Below are 13,737 nucleotides of genomic sequence, written 5' to 3' on the forward strand. Positions count from 1 at the left end.
CGGGCCCTCCTGGGAAGCCTTTTGCAACTGGCCCTTTACTCCCCTATGGGCCGGGAAGGGCCCATGGGGCTTCTCGGGCTTTGGCTGGGGGAGGCTCTGGACCGGAGGTTTCCCCGGGTGGGCGGGGGGCTGGCCTTCGCCGGGCTCGCCGCCGGGCTTGGAGCCGCCCTCCACGCCCCCGTGGCGGGGGCCCTTCTGGCCACGGAGGTCCTCTACCGGGGGCTTTACCTGGAGGCCAAGGCCCTCACCCCCGCCCTCCTCGGGGCCCTGGCGGGCTTCGCCGTCTACGGGGCCCTCCTGGGCTACGCCCCCCTGGTGCCCCTGCCGGTGGAGGCGGACCTAAAGGCCTTTCTTCCCGGGATGCTCCTCGGCCTCCTCGCCGCCGGGCTGGGCGCCTTGTGGATAGAAGGGGCAAGGCTCCTCAGGGGAGCCCTGGGCCACCTGCCCCACTACCTGCGCCACGGGCTCTTGGGCCTTGGCCTTGCGGCAAGCCTCCTCTTCCTGCCCGAGGCCCTAGGCCCCGGGGTGGGGTGGCTGGCCGTGGCCCTCACCCCCCTCCTCACCCCCAAGGCCTTGGGCCTCCTCCTTTTGGCCAAGTTTCTCCTCCTCGTCCTGGCCCTGGGGGTGCGGGCCTACGGGGCCCCCTACACCCCCGCCCTGGTCCTCGGGGGGCTTCTCGGGGTCCTTCTGGCCCGGCTCCTCCCCTTGGGCCTTTCCCCGGAGGCCGGGGCCCTGGCCGCCGGGGCCGCCCTCCTGGCGGGCACCGCCCGGGCCCCCTTCGCCGCCTTGGCCCTGGCAGCGGAGTGGGGGGGCTACGGCGCCCTTCCTTTGGTCCTCCCCGCCGTCTTCCTAGCCTACGCCCTTACCCCGGGCGCCGATCCTCTGGAGGAAGCACGGGAAGCCCTGGAAGGGCAAAAGCCCCCTCCATCTGAAAGGCCTCCGCAAAGCGCGTCCCCGCCTCCAGGCCCAGAAGACGCCTCCGGGCCCGAAACTCCTCCAGGGTGAAGGGCCAGCGGTAAAAGTCCCGGTAGAAGCCGAAGACCGCCTCGGCCACCCCCTGCGTCTCGCTGGTGTCCACGTAGACCCAGGGGCGGGGGAGGTCCTTGCGGGGGTAGTGGAAGAGGCGCACGGGCCTCCGGTGGGCCTTCCCCACCAGCTTGGGGATGCGGCAAAGCTTCAGGGCGGAAAGCACCGCCTGGTGGGTGGCCCGGTGGTCCGGGTGGACGTCCAAGGGGTCCCAGGTGAGCACCGCATCGGGCTGGAACTCGGCCATGAGCCGGGCCAGGGCCAGCGCCTCCTCCCTCCCCCCGGTGAGGTGGGTGTCCCGGAAGGGGAGGAAGCGGTACTCGGCCCCGATGAGCCCCGCCACGTGGGCCCCGTGCCCCTCCCGCACCCGGGCCACCTCCGCCTCGGGCGCATCCCCGAACTGGCTGGCAAGCTCCCCCTTGGTCATCCAGACCAGCATCACCCGGTCTCCCCGTCGGGCGTGGAGGGCCAGAGTCCCCGCGGCCCCGATCTCGTCGTCGGGGTGGGCGAACACCGCCATCAGGTTCATGGAAGCCAGTCTATCCGCCTTGCCCCCCAGGGAAAAACCCCTTAGCATGGGGGCTAACTATGGTCCGGGGCATCCGTGGCGCCATCACCGTGGAGGAGGACACCCCAGAGGCCATCCACCAGGCCACCCGGGAACTCCTCCTTAGGATGCTGGAGGCAAACGGCATCCAAAGCTACGAGGAGCTCGCCGCCATCATCTTCACCGTCACCGAGGACCTCACCTCCGCCTTTCCCGCCGAGGCCGCCCGGCAGATCGGCATGCACCGGGTGCCCCTCCTCTCCGCCCGGGAGGTGCCGGTGCCGGGAAGCCTTCCCCGGGTGATCCGGGTCCTGGCCCTTTGGAACACCGACACCCCCCAGGAGAAGGTGCGCCACGTCTACCTCAGGGAGGCGGTGCGGCTCCGGCCCGACCTGGAGAGCGCCCAGTAGCTAAGGGGGGCCCCCCGGTGGGGTACTTAAAGCCCCAAGACCTCGCCCCAAGGGGTGGGCGCCTTGGGGGCCACGTAGGCGGTGTCCATCTGGGCGAGCTGGAGGCGGCCCGAGTACTCCTCGTTCACCGCCTGCCAGTAGGTGTACTCCTCAATCACCCAGATCCCCGACTCCCGCCCCCCGTTGCCGCTGGCCTTCACCCCACCGAAGGGGAGGTGGGCCTCGGCCCCCACGGTGGCGTTGTTCACGCTGGTCATCCCGGCGCGGATCCCCACCTTGAAGAGGTAGGCCCAGTGGCGGTGGTTGGTGTAGATGGCGCTGGATAGGCCATAAGGGGTGCTGTTGGCCACGGCGATGGCCTCCTCTATCCCGTCCACCTTCACCAGGTTGACCGTGGGCCCGAAGATCTCCTCCTGGAAAAGGCGCATCCCAGGGGCCGCCTCCCAGACCGTGGGCCAGCCGTAAAGCCCGGCCTCGGGGTCCCCCAGGAAGTGGGGGTAGGGGTTTTCCCGGGTGATCCGGCCCCGGCCGAAGAGGAGCTTTGCCCCTTCCGCCTCCCCCACCCGGTAGTGCTCCTGCCAGCGGGTGAAGAAGCGCTCGTTGATGAAGGGCCCGTAGGTGACCTCGGGGTGAAGGAGGGGGTTGCCCACCCGGGTGGCCTCCACCCTTTCCAGGAAGCGCTTCTTAAACTCCTCGTAGATGGGGGCGTCCACCAGGATGTTCCCCGCCGAGGTGCACCGCTGCCCCCCGGTGGCGAAGGCGCTCCACCAGGCCCCCTCCACAGCGAGGTCCAAATCGGCGTCCCGCATGACCACCAGGGGGTTCTTGCCCCCAAGCTCCAGGGTGGGCCTTAGGAGGTTCCGCCCCGCCACCTCCCCGATCCAGCGCCCCACCTGGGTGGAGCCGGTGAAGGCGAACTTCTGGAAGAGGCCCTCGTCCATGAGCTCCACCATCCACTCTCCCGTGGAGCCCTTTCCCCCGCCGAAGACCACGTTGAGCACGCCCGGGGGCAGGCCCGCCTCCTCAAAGAGCTTGGCGAAGACGAAGGCGAGGGTGGGGGCGTCCTCGGAAGGCTTCCACACAATGGTGTTCCCCGTGAGCACGGCGGGGATGAGCTTCCAGCTGGGAACGGCGATGGGGAAGTTCCCGGCGGTGATGACCCCCACCACCCCCAAGGGCCTGCGGAAGGTGAAAAGCTCCTTGTCCCGCATCTCGCTGGGGACGGTCTGGCCGTAGAGCCTTCGGCCCTCCGAGGCGAAGAAAAGGGCGGTGTCTATGGCCTCCTGCACGTCCCCCGCCGCCTCCTTGGGGGTCTTGCCCACCTCCCGCACCATGAGGCGGGTAAGGGTGGGCTTTTCCCGCTCCAGGATCTTCACCAAGTTGAAGAGGACCTGGCCCCGCACGGGCGCCGGGGTCCGGCTCCACTCGGCGAAGGCCTCCCGGGCCACGAGGGCCGCCTGGCGCACCCGCTCCTTGGAAGCCTCGGGGAAGCGGGCCACCACGTCCTCCCGGTCCGAGGGGTTTCGCCTTTCCCAAACCGGGCCCTCGAGGACCTCCTCCCCACCCACCAGGTGGCCGAACTCCAGGGTGTTCCCGTACTTACCAGGAAACGCCTTCATGGGGACCTCCCAGGGGCATTCTACCCGCCCATGGGCCCCCTCTCGCCGAACTTGGCCTTGAGGGCGCGGAGGGTGGCGGGGGGGACCAGCTTGGAGACATCCCCGCCGTAGCGGGCGATCTCCTTGACCATGGTGCTGGAGACGAAGGAGTAGCGGGTGGCGGAGAGGATGAAGAGGGTCTCCAGGCCTGGGAGGAGCTGGCGGTTCAGGTGGGCCATCTGGAGCTCGTATTCATAGTCCGAGACCGCCCGCAGGCCCTTCACGATGGCCTGGGCCCCCACCTTTTTCACGAAGTCCACCAGAAGGCCCGAGAAGGTGGCGGCCTCCACGTTCTTGAGGTGGGCCGTGGCCTCGCGGATGATCTGGAGGCGCTCCTCGGCGGTGAAGAGGTAGTTGCCCCGCTTGCTAGGGTTCTCCAGGACGGCCACCGTCACCTTGTCAAAGAGGCGGCTCGCCCGCTGGATCACGTCCAGGTGGCCGTTGGTGAGGGGGTCAAAGCTTCCCGGATAGACCACGTGCATTCACACCTCCACCAGGGTGAGGGCGTTTTCCCCGTAGACTCTCCGCTCGCCCAAGGGGAAGTAGAGGTCCTTGGGGTGCTGGAGGATGTAAAGCCCCCCCTTCTCCACCAGGCCGCTTTCCAGAAGGGCCTGGAAGGCCTGGGCCAGGTCCAGGGCGTAGGGCGGGGCCATGAAGGCCACGGTGTAGCGCTCCCCCTTGGCCCTGGCCTCGGGCAGGAAGACCTCCACCGGCAAGGGCACGATGCGCACGGCAAGCCCGGCCCGCCGGGCGTTTTCCCGCAGGAGGCGGACCGCCTCCGGGTCCTTGTCCACCAAGGTGGTCTGCCAGCCCTCGCTGGCCGCCTCGAGGCCCACCGCCCCGCTCCCGGCGTAGAGGTCCAGAAAACGCCCCTTGGCGGGGTAGCGGAGGCGTAGGTAGTCAAAGAGGGCCTTCCTGAGCCGCACGGGGGAAGGCCGGGCCGAGGCGGGCACCTTCAGGGGAACCCCCTTGGCCTTGCCGCCCAGGATCCGCAACACGCCCTTAGCTTAAAGCTCCAGGACCAGCCGGCAAAGCCTCTCTATCCCTGAGGCCATCTCCTCTAGGGTGAGGAGGAGGTCCAAATGGGCCAAGGTGGTGGCCCGGGACTCAGGCCGCCCCCCCTCGAGGCGGGCCAGGTGGGCCCGGCGAAGCCGGTTCAGGAAGGCGGCGAAGGCCTCGGAACCCCTGATGACCTCCTCCGCCAAGGCCTTCTCCCCCGTGCCCAAAGCCGCCGAAAGGAGCTCCATCCGCCGGAGCACCCCCCGGGCGGCCTCCAGGAGGTCCTCCTTGCCCTCGGGGCTAAAGGTGAGGCCCTGGGCCCAAAGCTTTTCCGCCTGGCGCACCACCCGCCGCACCAAGTCCCCGAGGTGCTCCAGCTCCGAGGCCATGACGAAGAAGCGCACCGCCCGCTCGTCCTGGGTGCGGGTGGAAAGCTCGGCGGTGTAGAGGACCACCTCCCGGGTGAGGCGGTCCACCTTCTCCTCCAAGGGGGCAAGCTCCCCCTCACCCCCCTCCTCCTGGGCCAGAACCCGCACCGCCTGGGAAAGCATGCCCCGCACCGCGTCCGCCACCCGGGCCAGCTCCCGCTGCACCAGGGCGAAGGCGAGGCCTGGGGTTTCCAAAGCCTCCCGGGACAGGTATTTAGGCGCCACGCCCCGCTTGGGGAAAAGCCGCTCCACGAGGCGCCCGTACCCCTCCGCCAAAGGGAGGAAGCCCAGGGCGAAGACCAGGTGAACGAGAAGGTGAAACCCCACCACCCCCAAAGGAGCAAGCCAGGGCAAGAGGAAGAGGAAGGGCCAGGCCAAGAGGAAGCGATGCAGGAAAAGGGCCACGCCCAAGGGCAAGGCCTCCCGCCGCCCCGAGGCGTAGGCGATCAGAAGCACTCCCGAGACCCCGACCCCGGCCCCCAGGGCCATCCCCCCCTCCAGGCCCAAGGCCGGGACCAAGGCCAAGGCCAAGGCCGCCACCCCGTTGGCGGTGCCCAGGAAAAAGCCCAGCAGGAGCCCCACCGCGAAAAGCCCCAGGGGGTGGGGCCCTAGGAGGGCGAGAAGGGGGGCCACGCCCTCTAGACCCTGACCCATTCGGAGGAAACCCCAAAAAAGGAGGCCAAGCCCCATGAGGAAGAGCCCCACCCGGCGCAGACGGGGAAAAAGGAGCCATGGAAGCCCCAAGACCAAAAGGGCCTCCGCCACCCCCTCCCGGGCCAGGGCCACCACCCCCACCCAGAGGGTGGCCCCGGCAGTGGCGGCTAAGGAGAGCAGGGCCGCCTGCCCCAGGCCCACCACCCCGCTTTCCAAAAGCCCCAGGGCCAGGAGGGAAAACCCCGTGCCGCTCCCCGAGACAAGCCCCAAGAGAAACCCCCAAAGAAGGACGCCCCAGGGCCGGGAAAGGGCAAAGGAGAGGAGGTGGCGCCTCGCCTTCAGGGCGGAAAGCCCCTCCCCCACCAGGTGAAGCCCCAAAAGCAAAAGGGCCAGCCCCGCCGCAAAACCCACGCCCGAAGTATACGGAAAAGCCGGCCTTTCGGCCGGCCCCTAGGCGCGCTTGCGCGCGAACCTGGTCGGGGAGACTGGATTTGAACCAGCGACCCCCTCGTCCCGAACGAGGTGCGCTACCGGGCTGCGCTACTCCCCGTAGCGGAAGCCAGTATAGGGCAAGTTGCGCCAAAGGTCAAAGGGGTTGACGAAGCCCCCGGTCTTCCCTACACTAGTTCCCAACCGCGCCGGGGCGCGGCGAAAACCAGCCCGTTCTCTTATCCAGAGCGGTGGAGGGTACGGCCCTGCGAAGCCGCGGCAACCTCCCGTCCCTTCCGTTTCATGGCCGGATGCGGGCGGGGCTGGTGCCAACGCCGGCCCGGGTGGGGGAAACACCCGGGGACGATAAGAGAGGGGGGTAAGCGCCACGCCCAACCCCTTCTTGGCGAGAGAACGGTCTTGCCGGGAAGGGGCTTTTTACGGCCCCTTCCAAGCGCCCCAGGCCGGGACTTGGAAAGGAGGCCAAAGATGCGGTTTGAGACCCTGCAGCTCCACGCCGGTTACACCCCTGAGCCCACCACCCTAAGCCGCCAGGTTCCCATCTACCCCACCACCAGCTACGTCTTCCAAAGCCCCGAGCACGCCGCTAACCTCTTCGCCCTCAAGGAGTTCGGGAACATCTACTCCCGCATCATGAACCCCACGGTGGACGTGCTGGAAAAGCGCCTGGCGGCCCTGGAAGGAGGCAAGGCGGCCCTGGCCACCGCAAGCGGCCACGCCGCCCAGTTCCTGGCCCTCACCACCTTGGCCCAGGCGGGGGACAACATCGTCTCCACCCCCAACCTCTACGGGGGCACCTTCAACCAGTTCAAGGTGACCCTGAAGAGGCTTGGGATTGAGGTGCGCTTCACCTCCCGGGAGGAGGCCCCCGAGGAGTTTCTGGCCCTCACCGACGAGAGGACCCGGGCCTGGTGGGTGGAGTCCATCGGGAACCCCGCCCTCAACATCCCGGACCTCGAGGCCCTGGCCCAGGCCGCCCGGGAAAAGGGGGTGGCCCTCATCGTGGACAACACCTTCGGCATGGGGGGCTACCTCCTAAGGCCCCTGGAGTGGGGGGCCGCCCTCGTCACCCACTCCCTCACCAAGTGGGTGGGAGGGCACGGGGCGGTGATCGCCGGGGCCATCGTGGACGGGGGGAACTTCCCCTGGGAAAACGGCCGCTACCCCCTTCTCACCGAGCCCCAGCCCGGCTACCACGGCCTCAGGCTCACCGAGGCCTTCGGGGAGCTGGCCTTTATCGTCAAGGCCCGGGTGGACGGCCTCCGGGACCAGGGGCAGGCCCTGGGGCCCTTTGAGGCCTGGGTGGTCCTTCTGGGCATGGAAACCCTCTCCTTGAGGGCCGAGCGCCACGTGGAAAACACCCTGCACCTGGCCCACTGGCTCCTGGAACAGCCCCAGGTGGCCTGGGTGAACTACCCCGGGCTTCCCCACCACCCCCACCACGCCCGGGCCCAGAAGTACTTCAAGGGGAAGCCGGGGGCCGTCCTCACCTTCGGCCTCAAGGGGGGGTACGAGGCGGCCAAGCGCTTCATCTCCCGGCTCAAGCTCATTTCCCACCTGGCCAACGTGGGGGACACCCGCACCCTCGCCATCCACCCCGCCTCCACCACCCACTCCCAGCTCTCCCCCGAGGAGCAGGCCCTGGCCGGGGTCTCCCCGGAGATGGTGCGGCTTAGCGTGGGCCTGGAGCACGTGGAGGACCTAAAAGAGGAGATCCGGGAGGCCCTGGCATGAGGGAGATCACCCTCGAGGCCTGGGGGGAGCACGAGGCCCTCCTCCTCAAACCCCCCCGCTCCCCCCTCTCCATCCCCCCGCCCAAGCCCCGCACCGCTGTTCTCTTCCCCCGGCGGGAGGGGTTTTACACGGAGCTTGGGGGGTATCTCCCCGAGGTGCGCCTCCGCTTTGAGACCTACGGGCGGCTTTCCCGCAGGCGGGACAACGCCGTCCTCGTCTTCCACGCCCTCACGGGAAGCGCCCACCTGGCGGGCACCTACGACGAGGAGACCTTCCAAAGCCTCTCCCCCTTAGAACAGGCCTTCGGGAAGGAGGGATGGTGGGATAGCTTGGTGGGCCCCGGGCGGATCCTGGACCCCGCCCTCTACTACGTGGTCTCCGCCAACCACCTGGGAAGCTGCTACGGCTCCACCGGCCCCCTTTCCCTAGACCCCCGCACGGGCAGGCCCTACGGCCGGGACTTCCCTCCCCTCACCATCCGGGACCTGGCCCGGGCCCAGGCGAGGCTTTTGGACCACCTGGGGGTGGAAAGGGCCACCGTCATCGGGGGAAGCCTCGGGGGGATGGTGGCCTTGGAGTTCGCCCTCATGTACCCGGAGAGGGTGAAGAAGCTCGTGGTCCTGGCGGCCCCCGCCCGGCACGGGCCTTGGGCCAGGGCCTTCAACCACCTGGCCCGCCAGGCCATCCTCCAAGACCCGGAGTACCAAAAGGGGAACCCCGCCCCCAAAGGGATGGCCCTGGCCCGGGGCATCGCCATGATGAGCTACCGGGCCCCCGAGGGGTTTGAGGCCCGCTGGGGGGCCGAGCCCGCGCTTGGGGAAAGCTACCTGGACTACCAGGGGGAGAAGTTCCTAAAGCGCTTCCACGCGGAAAGCTACCTGGTCCTCTCCCGGGCCATGGACACCCACGACGTGGGCCGGGGCCGGGGCGGGGTGGAGGAGGCCCTGAAGCGGCTCCGGGGGATCCCCTCCCTCTTCGTGGGCATAGACACCGACCTCCTCTACCCCGCCTGGGAGGTGCGCCAGGCGGCCCGGCTGGCGGGGGGGCGCTACCGGGAGATCAAAAGCCCCCACGGGCACGACGCCTTCCTCATTGAGACGGACCAGGTGGAGGAGATCCTCGAGGCCTTCCTGCCCTAGGCTACTTGCCCACGCAGAAGTTCTGGAAGACCCGGGCCACCACCGCCTCGGCCACCCGGCCCTCCCCCCTGAGGGAGGCCAGGGCCTCGAGGGCCTCCTCCAAGGCGAGCCCCATGAGGTCCTGGGGCAGGCCCAAGGCCTCCTTTAGGCGCTCCTTGGCCTTAAGGAGGGCCTCGGCCTGGCGCTCCGTGAGGAGCACCTCTCCCCCCTCCTTCCCCAAAAGGGCCTCCTTCAGGGCCTCCTTGAGGCGGTCCAGGCCTTCTCCCGTGAGGCTGGAGACGGGGATAAAGGCCGGGTCCTCCCAGGCCGGGGGGAGGTCGGCCTTGGTGGCCACCTTCAGGGTCCGCTCCCAGGGCAAGGGGGGCGGGGCGGGCTTGGGAGCCGAGCGGTCCACCACGTAGAGGACCAGGTCGGCTTCCTCGGCGATCCTTAGGGCCCGCTCCACCCCCATCCGCTCCACGGGGTCCTCCGTCTCCCGCACCCCGGCGGTGTCCACCGCCACCAGGGGGATGCCGAAAAGCTCCAGGGGGGCCTCCAGGTAGTCCCGGGTGGTGCCGGGGATGGGGGAAACAAGGGCCCGCTCGTAGCCCAAAAGGGCGTTTAAAAGGGAGCTCTTCCCGGCGTTGGGAGCCCCGATCAGGGCAAGCCGCGCTCCTTTCTGCGCCAGGCGGGAGGCCTTAGCCTGGGAAAGGAGGGCCTCCACCTCGGCGAGGACCTCCCTTATGGCCTTTTCCGCCTCCAAGGGCTCCACCCCCTCCTCGGGGTAGTCCAAAAGGGCCTGGATGTGGGCGAGGAGGTCCAAAAGCCTTTCCTCCAGGGCCGCTATCCGGCGGGAAAGGGCCCCCTCCAAGGCCCTTAGGGCCTGCCTTCTCGCAAGCTCCCCTTCTGCCTCAATGAGGGCCAAGACCGCCTCCGCCTGGGCCAGGTCCAGCTTGCCGTTCAGGTAGGCCCGGAAGGTGAACTCCCCAGGCCCCGCAAGCCTCGCCCCGGCCTCGAGGAGGACCTCCAAAACCCGCCTCAGCACCGCCGGGGAGCCGTGGGTGTGGAACTCTGCTGCGTCCTCCCCCGTGTAGGACCTGGGGGCCCGAAAGACGAGGAGGAGGGCCTGGTCAATGGCCTCTCCCGTCTTCGGGTCCACCACCTCGCCAAAGGTGAAGTGGCCCCCTTTTAGCCCTCTCGGGTCCTTGCCCCGCCAGACCCTCGCGGCGACCTCCAAGGCCCCCTCCCCGGAAAGCCGCACCACCCCGATGGCCCCCTTCCCGGGGGGCGTGGCCACGGCGCAGATGGGGTCACGAATCCGCATCCTCGGCCTCCTTCTCCAGGCCGAGCCATCGGGCCGCAAGCCCCAAGGTGGGCCCCTGAATGGCCACGGAAAAGAGCACGATGAAGAAGACCAGGTTAAAGAGGGTATGGGCCTCAGGAACCCCGGCCAGGAGCGGGTAGGTGGCGAGCACGATGGGCACCGCCCCCCTCAGGCCCACCCACCCCACGAGGAGGATCTCCCGCCAGGACCACGACCGCCGAAAGGGTAAAAGGCAAAGGGCCACCGCCAAGGGCCGGGCCACGAACATGAGGAAGAGGGCCACGAGGGTCCCCTGAAGGGCCACCCCGGGAAGCTGGGAGGGGAAGACCAATAGGCCCAGCACCAAGAACATCACCACCTGCATGATCCAGGCCACGCCGTCGTGGAAGAGGAGGAGCTCGTCCTTGTGCTTCAAGGAGGCATTGCCCACCACCAACCCCGCCACGTACACGGCGACAAAACCGCTTCCCCCTAAGACGGCGGTAAAGCCGTAGGTGAAAAGGACCAGGGCAAAGCTCAGAAGGAGCCTCAAACCCCGGTACTGGAAGCCGAATCGGTCCCAAGCCCAAGCGATGACCCGACCCAGGGCATACCCTAGGGCCAGGCCCAGGCCCAGCTGTTTGAGCCCCATCCACACCAGGTCCCCCGGCCGGGCCCCGCCCTGGAGGAGGGCGATAAAGCCTACGGTGAGCAGGACAGCCATGGGGTCGTTCATTCCCGATTCCAGCTCCAGAAGGGCCTTAAGCCGTTCCCTAAGCCGCACCCCCTGGGCCCGGAGGATGCTGAACACGGCGGCCGCATCCGTGGAGGAGGGGATGGCCCCGAGCAGGAACCCCAGAAGTGGAGGAAACCCCAGTACCAGGCTGGCGAAGAGGCCCACCAGCAAGGAGGTGAGGACGACCCCCAAGGTGGCGAGCACCATGCCGGGCCAAAAGACCGGGCGCACCCGGGTCCACTCCGTGTCCAAACCGCCGGAAAACAGGATGAAGGCCAGGGCCATCACCCCAAGGCCTTGGGCCAGGCGGGCATCGTCAAAGTAGATGCCCCCGGGACCGTCAGACCCGGCCAGCATCCCCAGGGCGAGGAAGAAAAGCAGGGCGGGGATGCCGAACCGCTGGGAAACCCGGTTCAGGAGAATGCTCAAAAGAAGGAGGACCGAGCTCCCAAACAAAAAGAGGTCAGCGGAGGTGCTGGCCATGCCCCCATTTTAAAGGGCTTCGTCCAGCGCCTCTAGGGTCTTTTCCACCTCCAGGTCCGTGTGGGCCACGGAGAGGAAGGCCGCCTCAAAGTTGGAGGGAGGCCAGTAAATGCCCCGGTCCAAGAGGCCGTGGAAGAAGCGCTTGAAAAGCTCCGTGTCCGTGCGCTTGGCGTCCTGGAAGGTGACCACGGGGCCTTCAGTGAAGAAGAGGGTGAGCATGGAGCCCATGCGGTTCACCGCGTGGGGAACGCCCTTTTGCGAGAGCACCTCCCTAAGGCCCGCCTCCAGCTTAGCCCCCAGGTCCTCGAGGTAGCGGTAGTAGCCGGGGTTTTCCTCCAGGATCTCCAGGGTGGCAAGCCCCGCCGCCATGGCCAAGGGGTTCCCGGAAAGGGTCCCCGCCTGGTAGACGGGGCCCAAGGGGGCCACCTTCTCCATGACCTCCCGCCTTCCCCCGTAGGCGGCGGCGGGAAGCCCCCCGCCCAGGATCTTGCCCAGGGTGATGAGGTCGGGCTTCAAGCCCAAGCGCTCCGTGGCCCCGCCAAAGGCCAGGCGGAAGCCCGTCATCACCTCGTCGGCGATGAGGAGGACGCCGTAGTCCTTGGCCTCGTGGAGGGCCTTTAGGAAGTCCTCCGTGGGGAGGAGAACCCCGGCGTTTCCCACCACCGGCTCAAAGATGATGGCGGCGATCTCCTCGCCCCGGCTTCGCAAAAGCTCCCTAAGCCCCTCGGGGTCGTTGTAGTCCAGGACCAGGGTGAGCTTGGCGTATTCCTCGGGCACCCCGGCGGAAGAGGGCACGCCGAAGGTGAGGGCCCCCGAGCCCGCCTCCACCAAAAGGCCGTCCGCGTGGCCGTGGTAGTTCCCCCGGAACTTGACGATGTAGGGCCTATTCGTGTACCCCCGGGCAAGGCGGAGGGCGCTCATGGTGGCCTCCGTCCCCGAGTTCACGAAGCGCACCAGGTCCACCCCGGGGTAGGCCCGCTTGACCTTTTTCGCCAGGGCCACCTCCAAGGGGCTTGGCGCCCCGAAGGTGAGGCCTTTTTCCAGGGTCTCCCGCACCCGGGCGAGGACCCTGGGGTGGGCGTGGCCCAGGATCAGGGGTCCCCAGCTCATCACGTAGTCCACGTAGCGGTTGCCGTCGGCGTCAAAGACGTAGGCCCCCTCGCCCCGCACCAGAAAGGGCGGGGTGCCCCCCACCGCCTTGAAGGCCCGCACCGGGCTAGAGACCCCGCCCGGGATGTGCCGCTTCGCCTCTTGGAAGTAGGCCTCGGAGATGGGCCGCTCCATGTCCCCCACTCTAGCGGCTAAGGGCCGCCCCAAGGTAGCCTTAGGGGGATGACGGGTTGGAGCTTTCTCTTTCTGGCCATTCTCTTTGAGGTCCTGGCCTCCAGCAGCCTGAAGGCTTCCGAGGGATTCAGCCGGCTTTGGCCCACCCTGGCGGTGCTTGGGGGGTATGGGCTCGCCTTCTACTTCCTGAGCCTGGCCCTTAAGAGCGTTCCCCTGAGCCTGGCCTACGCCGTCTGGTCGGGGGTGGGGACGGTGGCCATCGCCCTCATCGGGGCCTTTTTCTTCGGGGAGGCCGTCTCCCCAAAGGGGTGGCTCGGCATCGCCCTGGTGGTGATGGGGGTGGTCCTCATCCGCCTCGCCGACTAGGAGCCGAAAAGCTCGGAGAGGGGGAGGCGAAACCCGGGAAGGACCTCCCCGCCCTCCAGGGCCTCCCCCAGCCCCAAAAGCCGCCCCCGGCCGTCCGGGCCGTAGACCTCCGCCGCCTTAAGCTCGGGGTAGACCAGCCAAACGGCCTTGGCGCCGGCCTCGAGGTAGTCCAGCACCTTGGCGAGAAGGCCTAGGGCCTCCTCCCCAGGGGAGACCACCTCCACCGCCAGGTCCGGGGCCCCCTCGTAGAAGCCCTCCCGGGCGATGGCTTCTAGGCGCTCCCGGGAGAGGTACCAGACATCCGGGCTTCGCACCCGGTCGGGGTCGCGCCGGAGGACAAACCCCCCCTCCACCCCGGCCACCCCAAGCCGGGTCTCCTCCAGCCAAAGACGGATACGGAAGAACACCTCCCCAGCAATCCTCCCGTGCTCAGGCTTGGGCGGCATCGCCTCCCGGACCTCCCCGTCCACCAGCTCCCCCCGCTCCAAGGGGAGGGCGAAGAACTCCTCGGCTTTCAGGCGGGTCTTGACCATGGGCCTCC

General features: G+C 68.5%; 13 protein-coding genes, 1 tRNA gene, 1 pseudogene and 1 riboswitch. Of the genes and pseudogenes, 5 read left to right on the forward strand and 10 right to left on the reverse strand.

From position 1 onward, the window contains the following. Window positions 1–45: 45 nt before the first annotated feature. Window positions 46–804 (forward strand): annotated as a pseudogene (locus IEX93_RS11425) (chloride channel protein); the annotation flags it as partial. A gap of 58 nt (window positions 805–862) precedes the next feature. Here the strand turns inward: IEX93_RS11425 and IEX93_RS01980 are convergent. After that, window positions 863–1,546, reverse strand: a complete 684-nt coding sequence (locus IEX93_RS01980) for a PIG-L deacetylase family protein (protein ID WP_188845966.1) — start codon at window positions 1,544–1,546, stop codon at window positions 863–865. A 68-nt stretch (window positions 1,547–1,614) separates the two neighbouring features. Here IEX93_RS01980 and aroH point away from each other — a divergent pair, with 68 nt between their 5' ends. Continuing rightward, window positions 1,615–1,983, forward strand: coding sequence for a chorismate mutase (gene aroH / locus IEX93_RS01985; protein ID WP_188845898.1), 369 nt, complete (start codon window positions 1,615–1,617; stop codon window positions 1,981–1,983). Window positions 1,984–2,009: 26 nt separating this feature from the next. On the opposite strand, the gene IEX93_RS01990 is transcribed toward aroH, so the two are convergent. From IEX93_RS01990 to IEX93_RS02010, 5 genes are all read right to left on the reverse strand, one after another. Continuing rightward, complete coding sequence (locus IEX93_RS01990) at window positions 2,010–3,602, reverse strand: aldehyde dehydrogenase family protein (RefSeq protein ID WP_188845900.1); 1,593 nt, start codon at window positions 3,600–3,602, stop codon at window positions 2,010–2,012. Window positions 3,603–3,622: 20 nt separating this feature from the next. Continuing rightward, window positions 3,623–4,123 carry a pantetheine-phosphate adenylyltransferase gene (coaD, locus tag IEX93_RS01995; protein WP_188845902.1) on the reverse strand — a complete coding sequence of 167 codons (501 nt, stop codon included), beginning with the start codon at window positions 4,121–4,123 and terminating at the stop codon, window positions 3,623–3,625. Next, complete coding sequence (locus IEX93_RS02000; RefSeq protein ID WP_188845904.1) at window positions 4,124–4,639, reverse strand: RsmD family RNA methyltransferase; 516 nt, start codon at window positions 4,637–4,639, stop codon at window positions 4,124–4,126. A 9-nt stretch (window positions 4,640–4,648) separates the two neighbouring features. Beyond that, window positions 4,649–6,133, reverse strand: coding sequence for a Na/Pi cotransporter family protein (locus tag IEX93_RS02005; protein ID WP_188845905.1), 1,485 nt, complete (start codon window positions 6,131–6,133; stop codon window positions 4,649–4,651). Window positions 6,134–6,195: 62 nt separating this feature from the next. Beyond that, window positions 6,196–6,272 (reverse strand) — tRNA-Pro (locus tag IEX93_RS02010). Window positions 6,273–6,387: 115 nt separating this feature from the next. Next, window positions 6,388–6,524: riboswitch (SAM riboswitch) on the forward strand. 116 nt (window positions 6,525–6,640) lie between these two features. Between IEX93_RS02010 and IEX93_RS02015 the strand changes: the two genes are divergently transcribed. Further along, a complete protein-coding gene (locus IEX93_RS02015; protein WP_188845907.1) occupies window positions 6,641–7,906 on the forward strand; it encodes an O-acetylhomoserine aminocarboxypropyltransferase/cysteine synthase family protein in 1,266 nt (421 codons plus the stop codon). Beyond that, window positions 7,903–9,045 (forward strand): homoserine O-acetyltransferase MetX, encoded by a 1,143-nt coding sequence (gene metX / locus IEX93_RS02020; RefSeq protein ID WP_188845909.1) that lies wholly within the window; start codon window positions 7,903–7,905, stop codon window positions 9,043–9,045. Before IEX93_RS02015 ends, metX begins: the two co-directional genes overlap by 4 nt. Window position 9,046: 1 nt before the next feature. Here metX and mnmE read toward each other — a convergent pair whose 3' ends face one another. Genes mnmE through hemL form a run of 3 tightly spaced genes read right to left on the reverse strand, consistent with a single transcriptional unit; the run spans window position 9,047 to window position 12,830 of the window. Continuing rightward, window positions 9,047–10,348 carry a tRNA uridine-5-carboxymethylaminomethyl(34) synthesis GTPase MnmE gene (gene mnmE, locus IEX93_RS02025; protein ID WP_188845910.1) on the reverse strand — a complete coding sequence of 434 codons (1,302 nt, stop codon included), beginning with the start codon at window positions 10,346–10,348 and terminating at the stop codon, window positions 9,047–9,049. After that, a complete protein-coding gene (locus IEX93_RS02030) occupies window positions 10,335–11,546 on the reverse strand; it encodes a potassium/proton antiporter (protein WP_188845911.1) in 1,212 nt (403 codons plus the stop codon). Before IEX93_RS02030 ends, mnmE begins: the two co-directional genes overlap by 14 nt. A 9-nt stretch (window positions 11,547–11,555) precedes the next feature. Beyond that, window positions 11,556–12,830, reverse strand: a complete 1,275-nt coding sequence (gene hemL, locus IEX93_RS02035; protein ID WP_188845912.1) for a glutamate-1-semialdehyde 2,1-aminomutase — start codon at window positions 12,828–12,830, stop codon at window positions 11,556–11,558. Window positions 12,831–12,878: 48 nt separating this feature from the next. On the opposite strand from hemL, the gene IEX93_RS02040 reads away from it, so the two are divergent. Further along, window positions 12,879–13,196: a DMT family transporter gene (locus tag IEX93_RS02040; RefSeq protein ID WP_188845913.1), complete on the forward strand. Its 318-nt coding sequence runs from the start codon at window positions 12,879–12,881 to the stop codon at window positions 13,194–13,196. Here IEX93_RS02040 and IEX93_RS02045 read toward each other — a convergent pair. Further along, window positions 13,193–13,729 carry a Uma2 family endonuclease gene (locus IEX93_RS02045; protein WP_188845914.1) on the reverse strand — a complete coding sequence of 179 codons (537 nt, stop codon included), beginning with the start codon at window positions 13,727–13,729 and terminating at the stop codon, window positions 13,193–13,195. The genes IEX93_RS02040 and IEX93_RS02045 overlap by 4 nt on opposite strands. Window positions 13,730–13,737: the final 8 nt, after the last annotated feature.

The sequence above is a fragment of the Thermus composti genome (assembly GCF_014647535.1).
GTDB lineage: Bacteria > Deinococcota > Deinococci > Deinococcales > Thermaceae > Thermus > Thermus composti.